The following is a 26,722-nucleotide window of genomic DNA, read 5'->3' as shown; positions in this document are numbered from 1 at the left end:
AAAGGGGCGACATATTTAAATGACTATAAATATAAAAAAGTGTAATCTTGAGGATTTACCCACACTTCAAGAAATTAGTTATGAAACATTTAATGAGACATTTAAGGATCAGAACTCACCCGAAACTATGAATGCCTATTTGGAAAGGGCATTTAACTTAAAACAATTAGAAAAGGAATTATCCAATATCTATTCGCAATTCTTTTTTGTTTATTTTAATAATGAAGTCGCTGGATACTTAAAGGTCAATATCAATGATGCTCAGTCTGAAGAAATGGATGATGAATCACTTGAAATCGAGAGGATTTATATAAAGAGCAAATTTCAAAAACATGGGCTTGGTAAATATCTGCTAAATAAAGCGATGGAAATTGCGATGGAACGTAATAAAAAGAAAATCTGGCTAGGCGTTTGGGAAAAAAATGAAAATGCTATTGCTTTTTATAAGAAAATGGAGTTTGTTCAAACTGGAGCCCACTCTTTTTATATGGGTGATGAAGAACAAATAGATTTTATAATGACAAAAACGCAAAAATAAACTTATTTCAAAAGGTGGGTAATTATGTATATTCCAAAATATTATAAGGTCACAAATGTGGATGAAATTTGGGATTTTGTTCAAAAAAACTCTTTTGGCACGATTGTCACAACAGTTCAAGGGAAACCAATTGCCACGCATTTGCCTTTGGGGTTAAAGAAAAAAGACGATGCTTACTATCTTACTGGACATATGGCTTATGGGAATCCTCAGTGGAAAACATTTGAAACCTGTGAAAATGCGCTTGTCATGTTTCAAGGACCGAATGCTTACATTTCTTCTTCTTGGTATGGTCATGAAGAAGTTCCAACATGGAATTATCAAGCCGTTCATGTATATGGGAAAGCAAGCATTTTAGAGAAAGATGAATTAATAGAAGAGTTAACAATAATGCTGGAAAAATATGAAAAACACCGAGAAAATCCAGTTTTATGGGATAAACTTTCTCCTCAACTTTTAGGAAGTGAACTGAAAGGTATTGTTGGGTTTAAGATTAAAGTGGGAGATATTCAGGCTGCATATAAATTAAGTCAGAACCGAAATGAAACGGATTATATTAACATCATTGATAAATTAAAAAATGAAGGAAATCCAAATTCGAAACAAATGGCAGAATTGATGGAAAAGAGAGTGAAAAGTCACAAATAAGCCCACTTTTATCCAACCCTCAGATGCAAGAATTAAGAATAGGAGTTGTAATATTTATGGATTTTTATATTGTTGATGTATTCGCAGAAGAAAAATATGAAGGTAACCAATTAGCCGTACTTATTCCATCGAGAACTATATCTACTGAAGAAATGCAAAAGATTGCAAGAGAGATAAACTTTAATGAAACAACATTTATTTTATCTGGCAAACAAGACAACGGAGGATACGATGTTCGAATATTTACTCCTGATGTAGAGGTTCCTTTTGCTGGTCATCCAACATTAGGAACAGCATTTATCATTCAGAAAGTTTTAGAAAACAATGAAAGTAAACAAATAATTCTAAACCTTAAAGTAGGACAAATACCTGTAAATATTGAAGGTGAACAATTAATAATGAAGCAAAACCCACCCGAATTAGGAACGATAATTCCTGATCAAGATATTTTCACCGAAATATTACAAATAACTAATGAAGATATTGATTCCCGGTTTCCCATTCAAATTGTATCAACAGGATTACCAGCAGTAATTGTTCCTCTTTGTTCATTGGATGCTGTAAATCGTTGCAAGATCAATCATAATAATTATCAAAATTTCATTGATAACGTTATAAAAGCAAATATCCTTGTCTTTACTCCTGAAACCAAACTAAAAGAAAATGATGTAAATGTAAGAGTATTTTTAGATGACACAGGATTCCCAGAAGATCCTGCGACTGGAAGTGCAAACGGAAATCTTGCAGGATACCTTATTGCACATAACTTTTTTGAAAGTAAAAATATAGTGTACAGAGTTGAACAAGGATTCCAAATGGGAAGACCATCTATTTTAAATATACAAGCTAAAAATTCCCAAAATTCCATTCAAATCCTTGTAGGGGGTAAAGTGTTTTTAATCGCAAAAGGAGAATGGTATTAACATAAGAAAGTCCAAATTCGGGCTTTTTTTAGATTAATATTTTATAATTTTATTAATAAACTTGCGATTCCCTTCAATAAGAAGCACTCACTATTTATTAAAGGATTCTGATAGGAGCGTTTGTTTGGTTTTTTCTTGTCTTTGCTATTCGGCTTGTCATGGAATTGGTTGAAAAGAAAAATAAAAGAGTTTTAAAAGGCGAACCGTTAATTAATCCAAAGTATTAAAATCAATTTGTCCCTCTCGTTTGGCGCTATATTAGCCAAAATGAAAAGTAATGTTTACAAAAATATATAGGCAGCAGAACTCCAATCCTCTCTATTGTTATTTTTGTTGCAAATGCAACAAATTCAGGACATGCATTCTACTTATTGAATTTGCAAAAAAATATAAGAGGTGAAATTTTATGATTTGGAAATTAAAAAAGTTTGACGAGTTAACAAATATTGAACTAAACAATCTTTTAAAAGAAAGAACCTTAGTTTTTGTAGTTGAACAAAATTGCCTTATCTTGATGTTGATGGTAAAGATTCTTTTTCTTATCATCTTTTTAAAGAAGACAATGGGGAAATCATTGCGTATTTAAGGATTGTACATGCGGGTGTTACTTATCAAGAAATTTCTATTGGAAGAGTCTTTGTAAAGAAAGAATACAGGGGACAAGGAATTGCAGAGGAGCTTTTAAAAAAAGGGCTAGATTTTATCCAAAACGAATTAAAAGAAACAACTGTTAAAATTCAAGCCCAAGATTATTTAAGAAAATTCTATAGTTCCTTTGGTTTTAAAGCTATATCCGAAACATATTTAGAAGATAATATCCCTCACGTCGATATGCTTTTACAAAAAAAACATGTTATTACAGACTAAAATACTTATTATCCGGAATTTCAAGGTAAGATAACACAACTCGTCATTATCGGTAGTGGGATTCCCCTCGGAAATAATAAAAGCTTCAACTCTCTTAACGCTTTAAAGTTAAGCAGAGTATCTTATACCTAAAATCTAGACCAGAAACAAGTAACTGAAAATATTTCTGTGCTTAAGGCGTCTTTTTTATATGCTTCTACACAAAAGGTTGTGAAGATTTCCACTTAAACTATAGGTGCATTACTTCAACAATATACAAAAAATGAATATTAAAAAAATGGCTCCATATGGTGAAACAGAGCCATTTTATATTTAATTACAAAAATAGATATACAAATTTAGTTGTATTTTCGATTTCATTTTCAGTTTTGCGATAGGAAACGGAACCCGTTAGATTGGTCAGACTCTTTCTTTTATTGGAATATGAATCTCCATATAGACTTTCTCATAATCCCAGTAATGGCAGTGTTCATCATAATATTCAAAGTCAAAACTGTCTTCATCAACCTCATAGGATGATTGTGGAAACCAATCTTCCAAAATATATCTCCATGTCCCTTTAATGGCTGAAGCAAACTTCTCTACTACGACCAAAGGAGTTCTGAACACAGCATATGTAGCAGCAGGTATTTGTAATGGTGTCAGTCCATCTGGAAGCGACGTATCTTTGTCTAGATCTACAGCAAACAAATAGATGAACTTATCTTCTAATTTTGTATTACCTAAATTTATACAGTACTCCCCATGCTTTTTTGGAGATAGTGATTTATATAGCAATCTTTCAATGGAACCGTCCGCCAGACCTTCTTGATCCCAAAACGCTGGTGCATCTCTCGTGTAAGATACATTTCCCATATTGATTTCGAATGTTTTACCTGCAACAGTGAAGGCCGGTCTATTAACGATCATAGGCTGCAGCACGATACCGCCTGTGTTCTTTTGATGAATGCTAATTAAATCTAACTTTTGTGGCAATGATTTTGGACCGTGAATTTTATATAAACTTGGAGGACTTCCAAAGCATTTTTTAAATGCCTTAGTAAAACCAGCATGGGTATCAAATCCATAATCCATAGCAATTTGGATCACTTTTTTACCGTGGACGAGTTCGTGTAATGCATACTGGAGTCTTCTTTTTACTACATAGTCCATTAAGGTATAACCTGTGTGCTTTTGAAAAACTCGATAAAAATGGTAGGGAGAATATCCGGCGATTTTTGCTAGATTCTCAGGATCAATTTCATCCCTAATATGGTCTTCAATATAATCGATTATCTGTTGCAACAAGAGTAACTGTTGGATATCAATCACCTCAAATATTTTTGGAAAAGTTCATTACTATTCTTTCTGTTGAAATTCTGGTGGTTGTACTTCATTATAAAGGTATATATATTTGTATTAGTATATTTTTTTATGAAGGAAGTAGATTATGACGGAAGAAAATATAACCCGAATTCAACTGGACGGCAAAGAAGTCATATTAATTGGTACAGCTCATGTTTCCAAACTAAGCGTGGAGCAGGTAAAAGAGGTCATTGACAGAGAACGTCCTGATTCTGTTTGTATCGAATTGGATGATCAACGCTACAAGTCGATTATGGACGGCAACAAATGGAGAGAAATGGATATCTTCAAGGTTATTAAAGAAAAGAAAGCTACATTATTAATCATGAATCTCGCCATTTCATCTTTTCAAAACCGCTTAGCCAAGCAATTTGATACAAAACCAGGGCAAGAAATGATCCAAGGGATTGAATCAGCAAAAGAAATAGGGGCTGAGCTTGTTTTAGCAGATCGTAATATCCAAATTACGTTCTCACGTATTTGGGGTAATGTAGGTGTCTGGGGAAAAGCCCAGCTGCTCACGTCGATTATCTATAGTATTTTCAATAAAGATACCATTTCAGAAGAAGAACTTGAGAAAATGAAGACTCAAGATACATTGAATGCTTCGCTTGCTGAAATTTCAGAAGCGTTTCCTAGATTAAAAAAACCTTTAATTGATGAACGTGATCAATACTTAGCTCAAAAAATTAAAGAAGCACCTGGGGAGAAGGTCGTGGCCGTTCTTGGGGCGGCACATGTTCCGGGAATCACAAAGGAAATTCACAATGACCAGGATTTGGAAGCTTTAACGAAAACTAAACCAAAATCTAAAACACCGCAAATAATCGGTTGGTTGATCCCTGCGCTGATTGTTGCGCTAATTGCGGTTACCTTTTTTCTCAATCCAGCAGCTGGGATGGATCAAGCCATTAGCTGGATCCTTTGGACTGGAATCACAGCAGCATTAGGAGCAGCTGCTGCATTCGGACATCCACTTGCGATTTTATCCGCCTTTTTGGCGGCGCCCATCACCACTTTACATCCTTTACTTGCTGCAGGATGGGTATCGGGAATTGTACAAGCTTATATCAAACGTCCAAGTGTGGCAGACTTTGAAAACTTATCAGAAGATGTTTTCTCACTTAAAGGCTTTTGGCGTAATAAATTTACAAGAGTCCTGCTGGTTATCATCCTTACTAATATTGGAGGTTCATTTGGAACCTTTATTGGCGGAGCAGATGTTATACGTACATTCCTTAATAATTTGTAAAAGTGGTACCTTCCAAAAAGGAAGGTGCCATTTTTAGTACGGATGTAAAAATGTTGTCGAACGTTTACTAGGTGATGTGGCAGTTGTCTGAAGTAGAATAGAAGTAATAAACTAGTAGAAGGGGTTGGATATGGTTGAATATTTATCTCATCCGTCATGGTGAAGCAGAGCATAATGTTGATAAAACAGTGATGGCGCATACCCATGATTCGCAGCATAGTTTAACGGAGCTCGGACAGAAACAAGCACAAGTAACGGCTGAGTTTTTTAAAAATATCGTCTCTCCAAAGGCGGTCTTGTACAGTTCGCCTTATTTACGGACAATGCAAACAGCTCAAGCGATTCATTCGGCACTGCCAGAAGGAGTTCCATTTTACGAAAATCCATTAATTAGAGAATGGGAGCTTGGCAATCTTTATGACTTTACAGACCGCACGCCTGAAAAGAAAAAGGAATTCAAAGCAGCAGGTCAATTTTACTTTCGCTTCCAGAACGGTGAATCATTAGCAGATGTATACTTACGAGCTACCATGTTCATGAATACAGTGGTTGAACGAGTGAAACAGCAGCAACGGTATGAGGATGTTGTCATTGTTACGCATGCTGCTTTTATTCATATGTTGTTAACCTTTTTGATGAATTGGCCAATAGAGGACTTAAAGAATTTTAAACCAGTGGAAAATGCTTCGGTTATAAAAATTAATGAAGTAGATGGAGATTATCAGTACGAGAAAATTTTTGTTCCAATCGTCGAGTAATACCACAAAGGCACCCTCAATTATTTGATTGGGGGTGTTCTTTTTTTTGTTCAAATAATAGCGTAGAAAAAAATAATCTTTGTCTAGAATAGCAAAATGTTAATTTTTATAGGTAACAAAAGCAATGAAAACGATTACTTGAAAATTTCCAATTATTTAAATTGACTGAAAATTATAATTATATTATTATTCTAGTAATAACTTTAATCTTTCGGATTACGAAAGATTAGTAAATTCATCCAAGAAGGAAGGGACTCATATGTCACAGATGTTAGCGTTAGTCATTCTTATGGCGATTTTATTTATCGGAGATTTAGTTGCAGTTCGAACCAAAGCATGGGTACCTTCAATATTCGTTTGCGCTGTCTTATTCTTATTAGGATATTGGACTTTCTTCCCGCAGGATATCGTAGCACTTGCTGGTGTACCACCAGTTGTTGCCACGATGATGATGTATCTATTAATTACGAATATGGGAACTTTACTATCAATTCAAGAATTGAAGAATCAGTGGAAAACGATTGTAATTGCTCTATCAGGTATTTTAGGAATCATCGCATTTCTATTTGGAATAGGAACATTCATTTTTGGTTTTGAAACAATTGTTGTAGCCATTCCGCCATTAGTCGGTGGAGTTGTATCGGCCTTGATTATGTCCGAAGGAGCAAAGGAAGCAGGACTTGCATCATTATCTGTATTTGCCATCGTTATTTATGTAATGCAGGGATTTGCAGGGTATCCGATTACTTCTATTGTTTTGAAAAAAGAAGGGAAAAGACTACTACAACAATATCGCAGCGGACAACTTGCGGAAAAAGCACAAGGGAAAGCTGCAGCTGAAGTCGCAGCTGCGTCAGCGGTTGCAAAGCCTGAGTTAAAACTTTTTAAAAATATGCCGGAAAAATATAATACAGATTTCTTTAAGTTTTTAAGGCTGTCATTGGTCGCATTCTTAGCCTATCAAACTTCAACGCTATTAGCACCGGTTGTTGCAGTCAGCCCGTTTGTACTTTGCTTATTATTCGGGGTTATTGCTACTAGTGTTGGATTCCTTGAAAAGCAGGTTTTACAAAAAGCAAACGGTTTTGGATTTGCCATCATGGCGCTTATGCTGTTCATCTTTGACGGATTAAAACAAGCGACACCAAGCATGATGCTTGAAATCATTTATCCACTTGTCGGAACCATTGTATTAGGTGTAATCGGAATGTATATCTTCTCATTCATTGCCGGAAAGATTTTAAAAGTAAGTAAAGAAATGGCGTTTGCGGTTTCACTAACTGCCTTATATGGCTTTCCAGCTGATTACATTATTACAAACGAAGTTATTAAATCCTTAACAGAAGATGAAAAAGAAAGAGAAATGCTGACCAGCAACATGCTGCCCCCAATGCTTGTCGGAGGATTCATCACCGTTACCATTGTGTCTGTTGTACTAGCTGGTATCTTCGTAGGATTCTTGTAAGGAAAGGGATTGGAGTATATGGAAACAAAAGTAGAAGTAAATATAGAACACGTACAGGTTAGAATTGAAAGCCATATTGATACATTGAGTACCTTTACCGCTACACCGGGCAAAGGTACTACCCGGCTTACCTATAGTACGGAGGATTTGCAGGCACGCCAATATATAAAAAGGAAAATGGAAGAATACGGTTTAATTGTTCGGGAAGATGGATTTGGTAATATTTTTGGAAAGCTTGAAGGTACATTAAAGGATGCTCCAAGTGTTCTTATTGGTTCCCATTTTGATTCCGTTCCAAATGGCGGCTCCTATGATGGACCAGCGGGAGTTGTGGCAGGACTTGAAGTTGCAGCACTATTTGCGGAGAACAAATTAACACCAAAATATCCTTTAGAAGTGATTGCTCTTGTTGAAGAGGAAGGGTCAAGATTTGGCGGCGGACTGATGGGATCACGTGGAATTGTAGGATTATTAGATGGTGAAGGTTTTAATCGTTTAAAAGATAAAGATGGCGTATATGCTGTCGATGCCATGAAGAAAATTGGTCTTGACCCTTCGCTTTCGAAAAAAAGAGATCCAAAAACCATGAAGGCATACCTGGAAATGCATATTGAACAAGGACCAATCCTTGAAGAAAAAGGTATCCCCATTGGAGTCGTTGAAGCAATTGTTGGTTTGACTCAATTAGAAGTATCGGTAAAGGGGCAAGCCGGACATGCTGGTACCACTCCGATGGATCGTAGAGCCGATGCATTAGTCACTGCAGCTAAGATGATTGCACAATTCCCAGACCTTGCCGAATCAGAAGGGGAAGGCACAGTTGTTACTACTGGACGATTAAATGTATTCCCGAATGGAGCGAATGTCATTCCTAATATGGCAGTTTTTACAGTGGACATCCGTTCAGGCAAGGAAGACAATGTTTTGAATGTTATCCAAAAAGTGAAAGACTTAGCGGATTTTTATAGTAAGCAAGGTATTGAAGTAAGTGTTGAGCAGCTTTTATATATACAACCAAAAGAGATGGACAAGGATATTGTCTCTTTGTTAAAAAGAAAGAGCAGTGAGCTAGGTATTCCGAAGTGTTCGATCAACAGCGGCGCAGGTCACGATGCTATGGTCTTTTCTGATTTTACGAATGTAGGTATGCTGTTTATTCCGAGTAAAGGTGGGTTAAGCCATTGTCCGGAAGAATGGTCCGACTCAAGTCATATAGCAAATGCTGTTCAGGTACTATATGAAGCAGCCAAAAAGTTAACGGAGGCGGAATAAGCATGATACATGCAAAAATAAAAGAAGCCATTCAAACATATAGTGAAGAACTCACACGGTTACGGAGAACGCTTCACTCCGAACCAGAAGTATCCTGGGAGGAATACAAAACTACTGAATTTGTATGTAAATACCTTGATCAATTAGGTATCTCCTATCGAAAAACCGAACCCACAGGTGTTATAGCGGAAATTCAAGGGGGCAAGCCGGGTAAAACGGTTGCCTTACGTGGAGACATGGATGCATTGCAGGTGGAGGAACTGAATAAGGATTTAGAATATGCCTCTAAAGAGGAAGGGAAAATGCATGCCTGCGGCCATGATGCCCATACAGCCATGCTATTAATTGCCGCCAAAGCGCTTAATGATATAAAGGAAGAATTGCCGGGTAATGTGCGACTATTATTCCAGCCGGCAGAAGAAGTAGCAGAAGGAGCAAAAGCATTGGTGAAACAAGGTGCAATGGAAGGAGTGGATAACGTCTTTGGTATCCACATTTGGTCTCAAATGCCAACGCACAAAGTTTCGTGTACCCCTGGACCGTCCTTTGCTTCAGCAGATTTATTTAGAGTCACGTTCAAGGGCAGAGGCGGACATGGAGCCATGCCGCATGCATGTATTGATGCTGCGATCGTAGCGTCATCCTTCGTCATGAATGTACAAACTGTTGTATCAAGAACTGTTGATGCTCAACATCCTGCCGTTCTGACGATTGGAAAGATGGTCGTTGGTACCAGATTCAATGTAATAGCTGAAAATGCAGTAATTGAAGGGACCGTCCGCTGTTTCCACCCTGAAACGAGGGACCATATTGAAACGCAGCTCCAGCATTACGCTGACCAGGTAGCTGCGATATACGGTGCAACCGCAAAGGTGGAATATATCCGTGGAACCAAAGCGGTAATTAACGATGAATACAGTGCAAACCTAGTTCAAAAAGTTGCCGCAGATGCGTTTGGGGATGATGTGGTCTATAACGAAAAACCAACCATGGGCGGCGAAGACTTCAGTGAATACCTCGACCATGCACCAGGCAGCTTTGCCCTAGTCGGCAGCGGAAATCGGGTAAAAGACACAGAATGGGCCCACCACCACGGCAAATTCAACATCGACGAAGACGCCCTCGCAACAGGAGCAGAACTCTACGCGCAATATGCTTGGGCATTCTTAAATGAATAATGGTGAGCAACTCGGTGCCTGTCACCGCTCGTGGACACTGTCCGCCTCAGGCGGACAGTTGCTAAATATACGTAAAAGTTACGAATAACAAAGGATACTGCCGTTGGTGGTATCCTTTTTATGCTGTGCGTTTCTTCTTGAAAACTATTACAGCATGAACGTACATAAGTGGAAGGATTACATTGGGAAAAAGGGTCAACTTGTATGTATAGAATTTTTTAAATATATAGTCAAGTCTCTTGAAAAAGTATGGAGTGGTGGTAAAATTAGGGTATAAAGTTATACGTACAAGTTCTGAGGTTGTGTACAACACCAATAATTTATAGGTGTGATAGATAGCAATTTCTCAAATAATTATGATTCTTGTACGGATGACCTACTTGCTTATAAATTAAAGTGTTTAATATTAACCTGAGTGTGATAGTGATGTAATCCTTCCTATCCTATTAACCACTTATGCTCATAGCGGATGTATAGTCCGAATTGGTGCCAAGTTTTAAAACAGGAGATTTCCATTTGCAGGAAAGCAAAATGGGAAAAGATTAGTTAATTACTCATAGTTTTATAGAAACGAAGCCGTTGGTTTTGCAAACTCTATCTGATAGAAAGAAGGGACAGGGAACATGGGCAAAAATATAGCAAAAATGATTTTAGAAAAAGACTTTAAAATCTCTGAAATTGATAATCGAATCTATGGTTCTTTCATAGAACATTTAGGCCGTGCAGTATATGGCGGCATTTATGATCCAGAACATCCGCAAGCCGATGAAAATGGATTCCGCCAAGATGTTATTGAAATGGTTAAGGAAATTCAAGTTCCGCTTGTCCGCTATCCGGGTGGTAACTTTGTTTCCGGATATAACTGGGAGGATGGTGTAGGGCCAGTAGAAAGCCGTCCGCGCCGTTTAGATTTAGCTTGGCGTACAACAGAAACCAACGAAATGGGCACCAACGAGTTCATGAAATGGGCACAGTTAATCAATGCGGACGTAAATATGGCTGTTAACCTAGGAACCCGTGGTATTGACGCTGCTAGAAATCTAGTAGAATATTGCAACCATCCCTGCGGTTCTTATTATAGTGATCTTCGTATTTCTCATGGCGTAAAGGACCCATACAAAATTAAAACCTGGTGTCTTGGTAATGAAATGGATGGTCCATGGCAAATCGGGCACAAAACAGCTGCGGAATATGGCCGTCTGGCTCAAGAAGCTGCGAAAGTAATGAAGTGGGTAGATCCTACAATCGAGCTTGTTGCATGTGGAAGTTCAAGCCGCAATATGCCGACCTTTGCTGACTGGGAAGCAACTGTTCTTGATCATACCTATGATCATGTAGAATTCATTTCGCTACACCAGTATTACGGTAACCGTGACAATGATATTTCAAATTATTTAGCATTGTCTCTAGAAATGGATGACTTTATTAAATCGGTTATTTCAATTGCCGACTATATTAAAGCGAAAAAACGCGGTAAAAAGAAAATCAACCTCAGCTTTGATGAATGGAACGTTTGGTATCACAGCAATGAGGCAGATAAGAAAATTGAGCCATGGAGTGTTGCACCACCTCAATTAGAAGATGTTTATAACTTTGAAGACGCTTTATTGGTTGGATGTATGCTCATTACCTTATTAAAGCATGCAGACCGTGTGAAAATTGCCTGCCTGGCCCAATTGGTCAATGTCATTGCACCAATTATGACAGAAGACAATGGACCAGCTTGGAAGCAAACTACTTTTTATCCATATATGCATACTTCTGTGTATGGACGCGGCGTTTCTTTAAATCCAATCGTATCAAGCCCTAAGTATGATAGTAAGGATTTCACGGACGTTCCTTATCTAGAGTCTACGGCTGTTTACAATGAAGAGCATGAAACATTAACAATCTTTGCTGTAAACCGTCATTTGGAAGAAGGGTTAGAACTGGCTGTGGATATCCGGAACTTTGAAGGTTATGAAGTAGTAGAGCATATTGTTCTTGAAAATGATGGCAATCTAAAACAAACGAACTCTGCTAAAGGTACACCAGTTGCCCCACATTCAAATGGTAATGCAAAAACTGAAAATGACGGAGTTACCGCAGTATTACCTCAGTTATCTTGGAATGTAATCCGCCTGGCGAAGCGTAACTAATATCGCTCATTCCAGATGACCAACTCGGTGCCTGTCACCACTCGTGGACACTGTCCACCTCAGGCGGACAGTTACTATAGATAAAAGGGATACTGCCTCTGGCAGTATCCCTTTTATCTATAGCAGCCATTTTTAGTCTTTTAACTGAAACTCTCTTTCTTCTCCATATGCTAAGGGGATGACGATGGTTTTTTTATAATCTTTTAGTAGTTCTTTTAATTCGTTGTCTCTATCGATCATAAATTCTACTATTGGGAAGGCCGCCAATAATTGTGCTAATGATTCTGGTGAGGCTGCTGTTTCAGTTGTTGGGAAGGTGTGGCTAGGGATTACATATTTTACATTTAATAGATTCCTAACAGCATAGGCAGCTTCTTTTGGTCCCATGGTAAAGTGTCCGGATGAAGAGAGAATGGCAATTTCAGGCTGATAAACATCTTGGATCAGTTTCATATCTGCCATTAAGGCGGTATCACCTGAATGATAGAGAGTATAGTCGTTTTTAAAATCAAACACATATCCCGCTGACTCCCCGGCATATACCGGAGTACCTGTTGTTTCTCCATAGGAGGAAGAATGCCTTGCCTGAACCATTGTTACGGTTACATCATCAAACGATACCGAACCGCCAATATTAATCGGAAGGACATTTTTAATGCCTTGTTGGAGAAGTATTAATGCTAGTTCATATTGAGCAACAATCATGATCTCCGGTTTGTGCTCCACGATTTTTGACAAACCGCTTGTATGATCAAAATGACCGTGTGTTAGAAAAACACAATCGATAGATTGATAGAAACTAGCTATGTTTAACTCCTTGGGAAAACCAGGATTCATATCAAAAAAAGGGTCGATTAAATAATTTTTCCCTTCACCACTCGTTAAAATGTACATAGCATGTCCAAGCCGTTGAATCTTCATAAAAACATCCCCTTTACCTATTTATATAGAAGTCATAAACCATTCTATTAGGAACACTAGAGAATAAGAACTAGAACTCAAGCGGCAACTTCGAATCTTTGTTTTCGTCTATAAACCACCTTCGATAACAAAACACTACACTCATATAAAAAGATAAGTGGGATGATTACCAAAATATCTGATAGTAAATCCGGAGGCGTGATTAAAACAGCTGTTACGATAAGAACAAAATAGGAGTATTTTCTAATCTTTTGCAATCGATATGGGTTCAGTACTCCAAGACTGGTCAGGAACATGATCACAACAGGAAGTTCAAATAAGAATCCAAAAGGCAAGGTCATATGAAGCAGGAACTGAAAATACTTCTCTGTGGTAAAGAAAGTCATGAACATATCCTCCGACAAGGAGAGAAGGAATTGAAAGACAATCGGGAAAATGACGAAATATCCGAAGCTAATTCCTATGATAAAAAGGAGGAATAATGCTGGAATATAGGCAAGTGTGACTTTCCTTTCCATTTCCTTCAATGCTGGACGGACAAACAACCAGATTTGATAGGCAGCCATGGGTATAGTTCCTGAAATTGCGATGACGCAGGATAGCAATAAATATACCCATAAAATATCGCTTGGTCCTAGAATAGCCAATTTAACCTCTAAATCTCGTACAAGCCATTGATAAATATCCTCAACATAGAGAAAGGCTAAAATCAGCAAAACCATGAAGGTGCCTAGTGTAATAATAAGCCGTTTGCGTAATTCTTCAAAATGACCGATTAAATCCATATCTTGTGGTTTCGACAACGGTTTCCCTCCTTAAAAAAGATGCAAGCACAAACCAGCTGCTCGCATCTTCCTTAGATAAACGTTTAAATTGTTTTTTCTTCCTTTTTGGACTGTACTTTATCGGTGGAATCATCCGAGACCAAATCGCGGGTTGATTTTTTAAATTCCTTTAAGGTTGAGCCAACAGCACGGCCTAGTTCCGGTAGTTTTGATGGTCCGAAAATGATTAGTGCGATCACAAGGACAAGTATTAAGCCTGGAATACCTATGTTTTGTAGCATTGTAAAAATCCCTCCTTTATATAACTTTCTTTGGTCTATTCCTTAGATGGGCGTAATGAAATAGCTTATATTTGGCCTTATTTTTACAAAGATGACATCGAAAGCTCTCTTCCTCTGCAATTAATTTAATATGAGGAACAAACATAAGCCTCAAGGCATCCCTTACGTGGTTTGAACAAACGAACATGATGAGAATTGCTCCTTCCAGATGGTTATTTAAAGCTTCCACCTTGTACAGCAATCAAACAAGAACGGCCAAATGTTTGTCCGGGATGTTGATTCCATGTACTTGGATGCTGCACATCTAAGAATAAAGTTTTTTCGTCTGGCGTTAACCATGGACCTGTAAGTTCACTGCCTTTTGGACCTGAGGCAAATTGGAAAGGTTCCCCGTATTGTTTACCATCAGTTGGAATCATGAATACACCACAGTTTTTATAAGCAGCATACTGGTTTGTTTCTGTTGCACCAAAATCTTCCACAACCCATAGGTTCCCTTTGCTGTCAAAGTGAAGATTGTCCGGGCAGGTAATCCCGCTTTGCTGTCCGCCGGCAACAAATACTTCAAACGTGAAGGATTCACTTGCATGGTCGCCGTTTGCAGGTGCAAATCGAACAATTTGACCATGGAAATTACCGTGACCAGTGTTGTTTGTTAACGCTAAGAAAACTGATCCATCGTGAGGATGAATTTCCACATCTTCTGGACGGTCTAATTTCGTACCGCCGACAGCAATACCTGCAGTGCGTGCATCTGTTAAAACTGCAGCCTGATCAACATATTTGCTTTGCAGAGTAGAATTCGTTGCATGATCAAGGGCAATCCATTTTTGTTGGCTCATACTTGCCACATATAAAGTTCCACTTTCTAAGATATCGAAATTGGCTTCGCGATTGGCAGGATTGAATTTCTTACTGCTGATAAATTTATAGAAACATGCATCACTTTTATCATCACCCATATAAACAACAACACGACCGTCATTGGTTAAACCCATTGCAGTATTTTCATGAGAAAAACGACCTAGGGCAGTATGCTTTCGGACAGGTCTTTTTGGATCAAAGGGATCGACCTCGACAACCCAGCCGTAATGTTCATCCGTAAAATTAGGCCAGCCATAATCATCGCCATATTCTGTGTTTTCTTCACAGGATAAAGCTGTATTCCAAAGTGTACGTCCGCCGCTGCAGTTTCCTAAAGAGCCAAACACTTTCGTTGCACCTTTTACAGCACTACTTCCACGTGCTGGACCCGTTAATTCAATCGGAGTATTTCCATCGACACGGCGATTATATGTATCGTTTACAACAAGCTTCCATCCGTCTTTTTCTTTTTTAACGTGAATGACAGAACCGCCGACAGCTTCTTTTTCCATTTTAAGAAGCTCCGGATAGCTTGCTAGATTTTCCTTTTTAAAAGTAGATTGATTGATTCCTAACATTTTCATATAGTTTTCGGGTTCAGGGAACTCGTGATTTACCCAAATCAAGCCTTCTTCGGAATTGTTTCCACCTTTTAAACTATCAATTGGAAAATAAACAGTAAGGTCAGCAGCATCCCCAAATTTTTCACCCTTTGAGTTAATCACATCACCATAAGAAGCGATAATGGAGTAGTTGTACCCTTTAGGGAGTACCACATCGTTTTCCCAGGTTCGACTAATTGGTTTAAAAGGTGATGTAAGTGAGTTGCCCTTTCCAGATGGCTGTCCATTCATTAAATGGTTCCCAGTCATTGCATTACCTGTTAATGCCCCAATTCCAGATGATGCTGCAACTAGTGCTGCAGTACTACTTCCAACATAGGTTAAAAATAAACGGCGATCCATATAATCATTCTCCCCTTTAGGTGATTAAGTAACTTTCCCTTATGATTATAGGCAGTCCAAAACGGAATGTTAATTAAGGGAGTGTAAAGATTTGTTAAGAAAGAATAAACTTTTTTAATTATCTGTAAATATTGTTACTGGCGGTCAAAAAGTTAAGTTTTGTTACGTATGTAGTAGAATGTAAACTATGGCGTGAATTTCTTTTGAACGGTAATTAAATAATAAGCAATGAATGGAGGGAAATAAGCAATGGAAGGTTTTCATCAGAAACCAAATATTTATGTGGGCGAAGTTAATCTTAAAGTGAAAGATTTAGAAAAGGCGCTAACTTTTTATCAAAATATTATTGGTTTTCAAGTTTTAGAAAAAACAGATCGGAAGGCTGCATTATCAACAGATGGGAAAACACCATTAGTGACTCTTGAGCAGCCGGAAAATGTAATTCCCAAAGAAGGACGAATGTCAGGGCTTTATCACTTTGCTATTTTGCTGCCAAGTCGTGCGGACTTATCTGTCTTTTTACGCCATTTCCTTGGAACAGGTTACGGGCTTGGTGCGGCTGATCATTATGTTAGTGAGGCGCTCTATATTACTGATCCGGATGGGAATGGGATAGAGGTATACCGAGATCGTCCTTCAAAGGAGTGGACTTGGAAAAATGGTTTGGTGGATATGGTGACCGAGGAACTGGATGGGAATAGTATCCTGGCAGAAAGTGATGCGGAATGGAAGGGATTACCTTCTGGGACGGTTATGGGACACATTCATCTTCATGTTGGAGATTTACAGAAAGCAGAAGAATTTTACACAAAGGGGCTCGGTTTTGAGATTGTCAGCCATTATCCACAAGCGGTCTTTTTATCAACAGGACGATACCACCATCATATTGCCATTAATACGTGGCAGGGAGTGGGGGCGCCTACTCCACCTCAAAATAGTGTGGGACTTAATTGGTATACGCTCGTTTTTCCGGATGAAGCAACCAGGGAAAAAACGCTTCAACAACTACAACAGCTAGGGTCGTCAGTGCAAAAAGAAACAGAGTATTACGTAGTAAGCGATCCGTCAGGAAATCAAATACGATTGGTACTATAGCATCTATATTTAAGCCTTATTCCTTTTAAAGTTACAGGGAATCAGGCTTTTTTATTTTGAGAAAATGGAAAAATATCCAAAATTCAGCTGTCATAATTTTGAAAGTTGTGATATAGTACATTACAACAGTAATGTACTATATTAGGAAGGAGGAAAAGGGTTTGATTCTTAATATGGACGGAAGTCAGCCTATTTATTTGCAAATCGCAGAATGGCTGGAGAGAGAGATTTTGAACGGGAATTTTGGCAGTGACCAAAAAATTTACTCGCAATACCAGCTCGCAGAGTTGTTTACGATTAATCCAGCAACCGCAGCAAAGGGCTTAACTCTTTTGGCAGATGAAAATATTTTGTATAAAAAACGTGGACTTGGAATGTTTGTTTCACCAACCGCGAAGGAAAATATCATCAACAAACGGAAAAATCAAACCTTAAAAAAGCTAGTCATTGATATTGTCATGGAAGCAGATCGGTTGAATGTGAGCAAAGAGGACCTAATTCAGATGATAAAAGATGTTAAAACAGGGGAGGTAGGGGAATGAGTGTTATTGAGTGCAACGGATTAACGAAAGTTTATGGAAGAACGACAGCGTTAAATCGTTTATCTTTTACAATTGAAGAAAATAAGATTACAGGTTTGATAGGTCGTAATGGTGCGGGGAAAACGACGCTGCTAAAAATCATTGCCGGTTTCTTAAGGGAGACTTCAGGAGAAATAAAGGTTTTTTCAAGAATGCCATTTAACAATCTTACGGTCTCGGCCAATGTCATTTATATTAATGACCAAATGAATTTCCCAACAGCATTAACATTGAAAGAAATACTAAATGTATCAGCAACTTTTTATGAAAATTGGAATCATGAGCTCGCTAGCCGCCTTTTTGACTATTTTTCTTTTCAATCAACCCACTATTACAATGATCTCTCAAAAGGTATGAAAAGTACATTTAATATGATAGTAGGATTATCGGCTCGCTGTGCATTAACGATGTTTGATGAACCAACTACTGGTATGGATGCGGCCGTCCGCAAAGACTTTTATCGTGCCTTGCTTAAAGATTATATCGCTTATCCCCGAACCATTTTACTTTCAAGTCACCACCTAAATGAAATTGAGGATTTATTAGAGGATATCCTGCTCTTAAAAGATGGAAGAGAACATCTGCATATGCCGATAGGAGAACTAAAAGAATGGGCAATTGGCATTCAAGGATTGACAGAAGACGTGAATGAATGTACAGAGAACAAAGAGGTCATTCATTCGAAGAATATCGGATTAGACCGTACATTTGCGGTTGTAAGAAATACCCTATCTGAGACTGAAGTTCAACAAGCCAAGACATCTGGTCTCACCCTAACGCCAGTATCCTCTAGTGATGTGTGTGTGTACTTAACAAGTAAAACAAAAGGGGGAATCGACGATGTCTTTATCCAAGACTAGTTTGCTGGAGATTGTTAAAAAGCAATATTCTTATAAATTAATGGCGTATAAACAAGTTTATATTTCGCTCATTTTTATCCAGTTATTAGCGGTATTTTTCTCTTTTAATGGTGTTGGAATGATGGGTTCGAGCAGTGAGAGTATTGAAATTGATGTTCAGTTTTATTCTGCAGATATGGTTATTATTTTTACGATACTATGGGCTTTTATTACAGCGATTCTGATTACAACAACCGCGTATAAAAATGATGATTTTGCGTTTGTAACTAATCGATTAAGCAGTAATCTTTCAAACGTGCTATTTTTACTAACAGCAAGTATCGTTGGTGGAATTACGGCGATGCTATCAACCTCATTAATGAGAATTATCATGTACTTCTTTGGCGGCCATGGATATATTTCGGCAAATCATTCACTATCAGAAATAATAATTGGTTACAGTTCAACTATTTTTTACATCCTACTCTTTTCCGGGCTCGGGTATTTTTTTGGAACACTCGTTCAAATAAGTAAAGTATTTGTGGTATTGATTCCAGGAATTATTATCGGTGCTGGAATCCTCGGAGTGGGAAGTATGGGCTTTGAATGGGTGGAAAGCGTATATCAATTTATATTTACCGAACCATCCATTTTACTATTTGTTTTGAAGGTACTCATCGTTGTAGCTTTGCTTTTTTCTAGTTCCATAGCATTGTCAAATAGAATGGAGGTGAGGTAATGACTTTTCTTGTACCTTTTCTAATAATCTTCATTATTATCTTCGCTATTGTAAGATTTATGAGAAGTGGCAGGGTGAAAAAAATCCTTCTGGGAAGCCGGATACGTTGGATGCTGGGCGGTTATGTTGCTATCCTCCTTATTTGTACAGGTGTGAGTCCCTTACTTCCTGATGAAAAAGTAACCTACAAAATCATAAGTAATAGTCATGACTTAGACAAAGAAAGCACGGAGTTATATGAAGCAGCGATTGAGGGAAATACCGCTAAGATAGACGATAAATTCATTAATAAGACATGGAGTCTCAGGTTTGAGGAGCAAGAACTTAATATTGCAACCGAAAACGATGAACTTATTAATTCTGCAGTAATTGTAGAGAGAAAACCGACGAATGATGGTAAAATTGAAGCACTTCATTATAAAACACGTTCAGGCGTAAATAACATGGAAATCACTGAACTAGAAAACCCGCTGCGCATCGAACTAAATGAAAATACATTAACCATCATGAATCCAGAAAAAGTCAAACTTAAATTCTCCCAGTTTCAACAGGCATTTACAGTCAACCAATTCACAGGAGAGAAACCGTTCAGGCACTCAACCAGGTTTTACGGTGGAACTAGCATCCTTTACCTAAAAATACCGAAGGACCTTAAATTGATCGATAACTCCAATATAAATTATCAATTTGTAGAATAAGTAGTAATAAAACAAAAGCCTACTCCTTTTTATATAGGGAGTAGGCTTATTTATTGCGGATATTTTACTATTAAGCAGTTTTACTCATTGGAATATTCTTTTCTTTTGGCTTTCTTGAAGATACATACACTCCACCTATTATTAAAATAAACCCAGTTAGCATGGACAGATGGATGACTTCATTAAGAATAAACGCACCCCAGAGCATGGCGGAAATTGGAACCAAATACGTGACCAAGGAAGCAAATTCAGGACTTCCTTTTTGAATACAATAATAATATAAAAGATATGCTAAGCCAGACCCGAAAACGCCAAGACCAACTAATGCCCCAAAAATGGATGGTTCCAGCATCATTGTAAAAATGGTTCGATCTGTAATAAGTACCATAATGAAACTAATAATTGCAGAAACAATTAGTGTACTGAGGGAAATCATAGTCACACCAATTGTTGATAGGTATTTCTTCGTAAAATGTGTTGAAAAACCATAACATAGCGTAGCCCCAACCATCGTCAATAAACCAACAATGGACTGATCTTTAATGTTCGTAACATCAACTCCGGACAGTATGATAATACCAATAAATCCAAGTGCAATTCCAAACCACTGAAACAACCGTAATCGATTATGGAAGAAAAGAAAACCGATAATCATGGTCCATATCGGGGTTGTAGCATTTATCAATGAGGCATAACTGCTCGTAATCTTCGTCTCACTTAGCGCAATTAAAAACCAAGGAATGGCATTATTTAAGAGTGAAACAAGAACAATCATTCCGAACGGCAACCCTTTGAAACCCTTCCATTCCTTTCGAAATGCCATAATTAATAAAAGAATAACTGTCCCGAATAAACATCGTCCAAAAACGACTCCCCAGGCTCCGAGCGGCTCAACTAAGAGCTTAATAAATAAAAAGGACGTCCCCCAAATCAAACTAAGAGTAAATAAAGCCCCATATAACTTTGCCAACTTCCTCATCCTCCTATCCATACACAACGATAAACCAGGTGCCATGTGCCGTCAATCACTAAAAAGTTTTGATATAATGGTGTATGGGTGACAGTATGGGTGACAACAGTATGAGTGACAGGCACCGCTCGTGGACACTGTCCGTGTGGAATGGACAGTGTGAAATGTCACCTTCGTATTAAGTAATAAAGATACCCGGAGAGGAGCGGAACATTTGAAGATTACTTTAAGCCAGAAACAGATTAAGGAAATGTGCGGTACCGTCTCCTTTAAACGAGGGGATTCTTTTTATAGAGCAGGGAAAGTAACGTTTGATTATTATAGTGATGATCGATGTGAGGCAACCGTTAAAGGAACGGAAGATTTCTATGTCACATTGAATATAGAAGAAAGCGGTGGACTAAGAACCTCATGCAGTTGTCCAACCCTCGCATCCGTCAAAAATGATTGTCAGCATATTGCTGCCGTTTTGCTTACTATTTATGAATATCAACAGCAAGGAACATTACCGACTGTAAGAAGTGCTGAAGGTGTTGATTCTTCAACCAAACAGGCATTGACAACTGGTTTGCTGACCCTTTTCACAGAGCAGCCGAAGCGAAAAAGCGGTCATCAACTTCATTTTGAGAATAGACAAGTTCTTGAAGTGAATTTTCTATGTAAGCCAGTAAATGTTGAGAAGGGCAAGACCCTGTTAGGAATAGAATTAGAGATAGGAAACGTTAAAGTGGTGAATATACGCCATTTTTTAGCACAGATAAAAGTAGGGAAACAAGGCGTCCTTTCCGACACTTTCACCTTTAACCCAAATGAACATTGTTTTCAAAAAGAAACCGATGATGTGATTCAACAACTTTTTCATGTGCAGCAAGATGAAAAAATGTATATAAGTACAATGGTAAACGGGTTAGATGATATGTTCAGCCCTAGTCAGTTACTCATTCCGCCATCTTCATGGGAAAGACTCTTGGTTCTACTGACAAAAGCACCCCTCGTGAAAGTTGAAAATGAGGGGGAGACGTTTGAAGGTCTGGTTCTAACGGAAAAAATTCTGCCTCTACAGTTTGTCTTTGCACCTTCCATGGGTCAGGGCTTTCATCTGAGGATTAAAGGGTTGAATCATTTAACGGTTTTAGATTCTTATCACTTTGTTCTATATAAGGGTAAGTTTATTAGGCTTGAAGAAACAGATTCCCGAAGACTAGCGGAACTTAAAGAAATGTTAGAGGAATCAAAAACAAATCAAATAGAAATTCCGAATGAACAAATTGATTATTTTCTAGAGAGTGTAGTCCCAGGTTTAAAGAAACTCGGTGAGGTTGAATTGCCACAAAATTTAACGAACCGTTACAAAAAGACGCCGTTAGTTGCAAAACTTTATTTGGATCGTTTGAAAAATCGACTGGTAGCGGGCCTGGAGTTTCAGTACGAAAATATCGTAATTAACCCTTTGGAAGGCCGAGAATTACAGAAAGGTCCCATTCTTATTAGGGATGTAGAAAAGGAAAACCAGATACTCCAGTTGATGGAGGAAAGTTCTTTTGCCACTACAGACAGCGGATACTTTTTACATAACGAAGAGTTAGAGTATGAGTTTTTATATCATGTTGTTCCTAAGTTGCAAAAGCTTGTACAAATTTATGCAACAACAGCTGTAAGAAACCGGATCTTTAAAGAAAGCGCATTTCCAAAGATTAGGGTTAAGGTAAAAAAAGAGCGAACAAATTGGCTGGAATTTAAATTTGATATGGACGGCATCCCGCAGAGACAGATAAAAGAGGTTTTATCCGCTCTTCAGGAAAAAAGGAAATATTATCGATTGCGGAACGGGGCGCTGCTTTCATTGGAGACACGAGAATTTGAAGAAATCCAACGTTTTCTAAATGCCGCACCTGTCCAGGCGGAGGATCTCGAAGCAGGATTAAATCTTCCCATCATTCGGGGGATTAAACTACTTGACTCAGTTGAAGATGATACCACATTTACAATTGAAGAGTCGTTCCGTAAGTTTTTGGATACCATCTATAATCCAAGCTGTATGCAGTTTGAGGTACCAGAATTAGTGGCACCAATTTTAAGAGGCTATCAGGTTCATGGCTACAAATGGATGAAAACTCTTGCCAGTTATGGATTTGGAGGAATTCTTGCAGATGATATGGGACTAGGAAAAACCCTTCAAAGTATTACCTATATCCTTTCAGAACTTCCACTTGTTCGTAAAAATAAACTTCCGATTCTGATTGTCTGTCCCTCATCATTAACCTATAACTGGCTTAGTGAAATTAATAAATTCGCTCCGGGAGTGCATGCTGTCATCCTGGATGGAAAAAAGGGCGAGCGGACAGCGAAACAAAAACTAGCTGCTGATTCAGATATTGTTATTACCTCTTATCCTTTGTTGCGAAAGGATATTGTCTGGTACGAGAAACAAACCTATCACACCGTGTTTTTTGATGAAGCGCAGGCTTTTAAAAATCCTATCACGCAAACAGCGAGAACAGTTAAGAAAATACAGGCGGATTACCGTTTTGCTCTAACAGGTACTCCAGTGGAAAATTCTTTGGAAGAGTTGTGGTCCATCTTCCATGTGGTATTTCCTAAACTCTTCCAAGGGCTGAAGGAATATAGCCACTTAACAAGAAAGCAGATTGCAAGAAGAGTCCGTCCATTTTTACTGCGAAGGTTGAAGGAGGAAGTCTTGTCAGAGCTTCCTGAAAAAATTGAATCTATTGACTTAGTAGAGTTACTTCCAGAACAGAAGAAACTCTACGCAGCATATTTAGCAAAACTAAGACATGACACGCTAAAACATTTGGATAAGGACACACTTCGAAAAAATAAAATCAGAATCCTGGCAGGCTTGACGAGGCTGAGACAAATCTGCTGCCATCCAAGCCTATTCGTTGATGGATACAAGGGAAGTTCTGCGAAATTTGAGCAATTACTACGGATTATTGAGGAATCAAAACTCGCAGGAAGAAGAGTTTTAATTTTTTCGCAATTTACAAAAATGCTCCAGCTGATCGGAAGAGAAATGGCTATGCAAGAGTTGCCGTTCTTCTATCTGGATGGACAAACTCCATCAGAAGAACGGCTAGCACTCACAAACCGCTTTAATGAAGGTGAACGTAACCTTTTTCTAATTTCCTTGAAGGCAGGAGGAACGGGTCTGAATTTAACGGGTGCAGACACTGTTATCCTCTATGATCTATGGTGGAATCCGGCGGTAGAAGAACAAGCAGCAGACAGGGCTCACCGGATGGGGCAAACAAATATCGTGCAAGTCATTAAATTGGTTGCGCGAGGCACCATTGAAGAAAAAATGAATGAACTGCAGGAAAAAAAGAGAGAATTAATAGAGGAAATTATTGATTCAAAAGATAAAGGAACCTCTTCGCTAACAGAAGAAGATATCCGAGAGATATTGATGATATAAGAAATATAGTAAGGTATTGATACTAATCAACGTTTGATTAAATTCATCTAGACGTATGAAGAAACACTAATCAAACGTTTGATTAGTTTTGAGCAAATACGCTCTTCACTAAAAAACTGTAATAAATGTATTGACTCTTCCTAGGTATCATAGTAATATAGTAATTCCCTGATGGGGACATTCAATGACAAGTTATTTCTTAAATGAATGTGTAAAAAAAGATTGACTTTATTTTTGAAATAAAGTAAACTAATTTTTGTTGCCAATTACGAAAAAGATATTTTGAAAAAGTAATTGACACCGACATACAGGAAATGTTACAATAATTCCTGTTGTTAAAACATTGCTCTTTGAAAACTAAACAAACAAGAACGTCAACAAACAATTTTTTTAGCTTTTTATAAAAGCTAAGCCAACGTAACAAATGAGCTATATCAACTTTCTTGGAGAGTTTGATCCTGGCTCAGGACGAACGCTGGCGGCGTGCCTAATACATGCAAGTCGAGCGAATCTTTAGGAGCTTGCTCCTGAAGGTTAGCGGCGGACGGGTGAGTAACACGTGGGCAACCTGCCTGTAAGACTGGGATAACTTCGGGAAACCGGAGCTAATACCGGATAATCCTTTTCCTCTCATGTGGAAAAGCTGAAAGTCGGTTCACGCTGACACTTACAGATGGGCCCGCGGCGCATTAGCTAGTTGGTGAGGTAATGGCTCACCAAGGCGACGATGCGTAGCCGACCTGAGAGGGTGATCGGCCACACTGGGACTGAGACACGGCCCAGACTCCTACGGGAGGCAGCAGTAGGGAATCTTCCGCAATGGACGAAAGTCTGACGGAGCAACGCCGCGTGAGCGATGAAGGCCTTCGGGTCGTAAAGCTCTGTTGTTAGGGAAGAACAAGTATCGGAGTAACTGCCGGTACCTTGACGGTACCTAACCAGAAAGCCACGGCTAACTACGTGCCAGCAGCCGCGGTAATACGTAGGTGGCAAGCGTTGTCCGGAATTATTGGGCGTAAAGCGCGCGCAGGCGGTCCTTTAAGTCTGATGTGAAAGCCCACGGCTCAACCGTGGAGGGTCATTGGAAACTGGGGGACTTGAGTACAGAAGAGGAAAGCGGAATTCCACGTGTAGCGGTGAAATGCGTAGAGATGTGGAGGAACACCAGTGGCGAAGGCGGCTTTCTGGTCTGTAACTGACGCTGAGGCGCGAAAGCGTGGGGAGCAAACAGGATTAGATACCCTGGTAGTCCACGCCGTAAACGATGAGTGCTAAGTGTTAGAGGGTTTCCGCCCTTTAGTGCTGCAGCTAACGCATTAAGCACTCCGCCTGGGGAGTACGGCCGCAAGGCTGAAACTCAAAGGAATTGACGGGGGCCCGCACAAGCGGTGGAGCATGTGGTTTAATTCGAAGCAACGCGAAGAACCTTACCAGGTCTTGACATCCTCTGACACTCCTAGAGATAGGACTTTTCCCTTCGGGGAACAGAGTGACAGGTGGTGCATGGTTGTCGTCAGCTCGTGTCGTGAGATGTTGGGTTAAGTCCCGCAACGAGCGCAACCCTTGTTCTTAGTTGCCAGCATTCAGTTGGGCACTCTAAGGAGACTGCCGGTGACAAACCGGAGGAAGGTGGGGATGACGTCAAATCATCATGCCCCTTATGACCTGGGCTACACACGTGCTACAATGGATGGTACAAAGGGCTGCAAGACCGCGAGGTTTAGCCAATCCCATAAAACCATTCTCAGTTCGGATTGTAGGCTGCAACTCGCCTACATGAAGCCGGAATCGCTAGTAATCGCGGATCAGCATGCCGCGGTGAATACGTTCCCGGGCCTTGTACACACCGCCCGTCACACCACGAGAGTTTGTAACACCCGAAGTCGGTGGGGTAACCGTAAGGAGCCAGCCGCCTAAGGTGGGACAGATGATTGGGGTGAAGTCGTAACAAGGTAGCCGTATCGGAAGGTGCGGCTGGATCACCTCCTTTCTAAGGATAATGCAGTCCCTGTGGACTGATAAGAAGTTGACTGTTACTTGTTTGTTTAGTTTTGAGGGAGCAATTCTCTCAAGGCTTTATTTTTTTTGCTCCTGCGCCGCAGTAGTTCGAGGAAGTAATCCCTCAGCTCGTCGCAAGGCAGCAAGAAGCTAAGCTCTGATGCTTA

General features: G+C 39.0%; 21 protein-coding genes, 1 rRNA gene and 1 pseudogene. 17 read left to right on the top strand and 6 right to left on the bottom strand.

The window, feature by feature from the left end:
• The first annotated feature begins 19 nt into the window (after positions 1-19).
• The 4 genes and pseudogenes from paiA (at position 20) to QUG14_RS15505 (ending at position 2,976) form a co-directional block, all read left to right on the top strand.
• On the top strand, positions 20-538 hold the full coding sequence (gene paiA / locus QUG14_RS15520) for a spermidine/spermine N(1)-acetyltransferase (RefSeq protein WP_289341423.1): 519 nt from the start codon (positions 20-22) through the stop codon (positions 536-538).
• 24 nt (positions 539-562) lie between these two features.
• On the top strand, positions 563-1,186 hold the full coding sequence (locus tag QUG14_RS15515; RefSeq protein ID WP_289341422.1) for an FMN-binding negative transcriptional regulator: 624 nt from the start codon (positions 563-565) through the stop codon (positions 1,184-1,186).
• Between the two features lie 56 nt (positions 1,187-1,242).
• On the top strand, positions 1,243-2,109 hold the full coding sequence (locus QUG14_RS15510; protein WP_289341421.1) for a PhzF family phenazine biosynthesis protein: 867 nt from the start codon (positions 1,243-1,245) through the stop codon (positions 2,107-2,109).
• A gap of 406 nt (positions 2,110-2,515) precedes the next feature.
• Positions 2,516-2,976: pseudogene (locus QUG14_RS15505) on the top strand (GNAT family N-acetyltransferase).
• A 399-nt stretch (positions 2,977-3,375) separates the two neighbouring features.
• Here QUG14_RS15505 and QUG14_RS15500 read toward each other — a convergent pair.
• Positions 3,376-4,260, bottom strand: a complete 885-nt coding sequence (locus QUG14_RS15500) for an AraC family transcriptional regulator (RefSeq protein WP_289341420.1) — start codon at positions 4,258-4,260, stop codon at positions 3,376-3,378.
• 145 nt (positions 4,261-4,405) lie between these two features.
• On the opposite strand from QUG14_RS15500, the gene QUG14_RS15495 reads away from it, so the two are divergent.
• From QUG14_RS15495 to arfA, 6 genes are all read left to right on the top strand, one after another.
• Positions 4,406-5,572 carry a TraB/GumN family protein gene (locus tag QUG14_RS15495; RefSeq protein ID WP_289341419.1) on the top strand — a complete coding sequence of 389 codons (1,167 nt, stop codon included), beginning with the start codon at positions 4,406-4,408 and terminating at the stop codon, positions 5,570-5,572.
• A gap of 134 nt (positions 5,573-5,706) precedes the next feature.
• Positions 5,707-6,330 (top strand): histidine phosphatase family protein, encoded by a 624-nt coding sequence (locus tag QUG14_RS15490; RefSeq protein ID WP_289341418.1) that lies wholly within the window; start codon positions 5,707-5,709, stop codon positions 6,328-6,330.
• Positions 6,331-6,589: 259 nt separating this feature from the next.
• Positions 6,590-7,795: a hypothetical protein gene (locus QUG14_RS15485; RefSeq protein ID WP_289341417.1), complete on the top strand. Its 1,206-nt coding sequence runs from the start codon at positions 6,590-6,592 to the stop codon at positions 7,793-7,795.
• Positions 7,796-7,813: 18 nt separating this feature from the next.
• On the top strand, positions 7,814-9,067 hold the full coding sequence (locus tag QUG14_RS15480) for a Zn-dependent hydrolase (protein WP_289341416.1): 1,254 nt from the start codon (positions 7,814-7,816) through the stop codon (positions 9,065-9,067).
• Positions 9,068-9,069: 2 nt separating this feature from the next.
• Positions 9,070-10,245, top strand: coding sequence for an amidohydrolase (locus QUG14_RS15475; RefSeq protein ID WP_289341415.1), 1,176 nt, complete (start codon positions 9,070-9,072; stop codon positions 10,243-10,245).
• A 623-nt stretch (positions 10,246-10,868) separates the two neighbouring features.
• On the top strand, positions 10,869-12,383 hold the full coding sequence (arfA, locus tag QUG14_RS15470) for an arabinosylfuranosidase ArfA (RefSeq protein WP_289341414.1): 1,515 nt from the start codon (positions 10,869-10,871) through the stop codon (positions 12,381-12,383).
• 132 nt (positions 12,384-12,515) lie between these two features.
• Here the strand turns inward: arfA and QUG14_RS15465 are convergent, their stop codons facing one another.
• The 4 genes from QUG14_RS15465 to QUG14_RS15450 all read right to left on the bottom strand — a co-directional run bounded on the left by QUG14_RS15465 (position 12,516) and on the right by QUG14_RS15450 (position 16,199).
• Positions 12,516-13,304: a metal-dependent hydrolase gene (locus QUG14_RS15465; protein ID WP_289341413.1), complete on the bottom strand. Its 789-nt coding sequence runs from the start codon at positions 13,302-13,304 to the stop codon at positions 12,516-12,518.
• Positions 13,305-13,381: 77 nt separating this feature from the next.
• A complete protein-coding gene (gene tatC / locus QUG14_RS15460) occupies positions 13,382-14,089 on the bottom strand; it encodes a twin-arginine translocase subunit TatC (protein ID WP_289344158.1) in 708 nt (235 codons plus the stop codon).
• Between the two features lie 83 nt (positions 14,090-14,172).
• Positions 14,173-14,370, bottom strand: coding sequence for a twin-arginine translocase TatA/TatE family subunit (locus QUG14_RS15455; protein ID WP_289341412.1), 198 nt, complete (start codon positions 14,368-14,370; stop codon positions 14,173-14,175).
• Positions 14,371-14,582: 212 nt separating this feature from the next.
• On the bottom strand, positions 14,583-16,199 hold the full coding sequence (locus QUG14_RS15450) for a PhoX family protein (protein WP_289341411.1): 1,617 nt from the start codon (positions 16,197-16,199) through the stop codon (positions 14,583-14,585).
• A gap of 249 nt (positions 16,200-16,448) precedes the next feature.
• On the opposite strand from QUG14_RS15450, the gene QUG14_RS15445 reads away from it, so the two are divergent.
• The 5 genes from QUG14_RS15445 to QUG14_RS15425 all read left to right on the top strand — a co-directional run bounded on the left by QUG14_RS15445 (position 16,449) and on the right by QUG14_RS15425 (position 20,151).
• Positions 16,449-17,294 carry a VOC family protein gene (locus tag QUG14_RS15445; protein WP_289341410.1) on the top strand — a complete coding sequence of 282 codons (846 nt, stop codon included), beginning with the start codon at positions 16,449-16,451 and terminating at the stop codon, positions 17,292-17,294.
• Positions 17,295-17,455: 161 nt separating this feature from the next.
• On the top strand, positions 17,456-17,836 hold the full coding sequence (locus QUG14_RS15440) for a GntR family transcriptional regulator (protein WP_289341409.1): 381 nt from the start codon (positions 17,456-17,458) through the stop codon (positions 17,834-17,836).
• Positions 17,833-18,735, top strand: a complete 903-nt coding sequence (locus tag QUG14_RS15435; RefSeq protein ID WP_289341408.1) for an ATP-binding cassette domain-containing protein — start codon at positions 17,833-17,835, stop codon at positions 18,733-18,735. The genes QUG14_RS15440 and QUG14_RS15435 overlap by 4 nt, the downstream gene beginning before the upstream one ends.
• Complete coding sequence (locus QUG14_RS15430; RefSeq protein WP_289341407.1) at positions 18,716-19,453, top strand: hypothetical protein; 738 nt, start codon at positions 18,716-18,718, stop codon at positions 19,451-19,453. Before QUG14_RS15435 ends, QUG14_RS15430 begins: the two co-directional genes overlap by 20 nt.
• On the top strand, positions 19,453-20,151 hold the full coding sequence (locus QUG14_RS15425; RefSeq protein WP_289341406.1) for a hypothetical protein: 699 nt from the start codon (positions 19,453-19,455) through the stop codon (positions 20,149-20,151). The genes QUG14_RS15430 and QUG14_RS15425 overlap by 1 nt, the downstream gene beginning before the upstream one ends.
• Before the next feature lie 70 nt (positions 20,152-20,221).
• On the opposite strand, the gene QUG14_RS15420 is transcribed toward QUG14_RS15425, so the two are convergent.
• Complete coding sequence (locus QUG14_RS15420; RefSeq protein ID WP_289341405.1) at positions 20,222-21,121, bottom strand: DMT family transporter; 900 nt, start codon at positions 21,119-21,121, stop codon at positions 20,222-20,224.
• Positions 21,122-21,335: 214 nt separating this feature from the next.
• On the opposite strand from QUG14_RS15420, the gene QUG14_RS15415 reads away from it, so the two are divergent.
• Together QUG14_RS15415 and QUG14_RS15410 are read left to right on the top strand one after the other, a co-directional pair.
• Complete coding sequence (locus QUG14_RS15415) at positions 21,336-24,557, top strand: DEAD/DEAH box helicase (protein ID WP_289341404.1); 3,222 nt, start codon at positions 21,336-21,338, stop codon at positions 24,555-24,557.
• A gap of 440 nt (positions 24,558-24,997) precedes the next feature.
• Positions 24,998-26,547: ribosomal RNA gene (locus QUG14_RS15410) — 16S ribosomal RNA — on the top strand.
• Positions 26,548-26,722: the final 175 nt, after the last annotated feature.

Origin of the sequence: Neobacillus sp. CF12 (assembly GCF_030348765.1) — a bacterium.
Lineage (GTDB): Bacteria > Bacillota > Bacilli > Bacillales > Cytobacillaceae > Neobacillus.
Note: the sequence above shows the minus strand (reverse complement) of the source record. Positions and strands in the feature narration are given on the sequence as shown.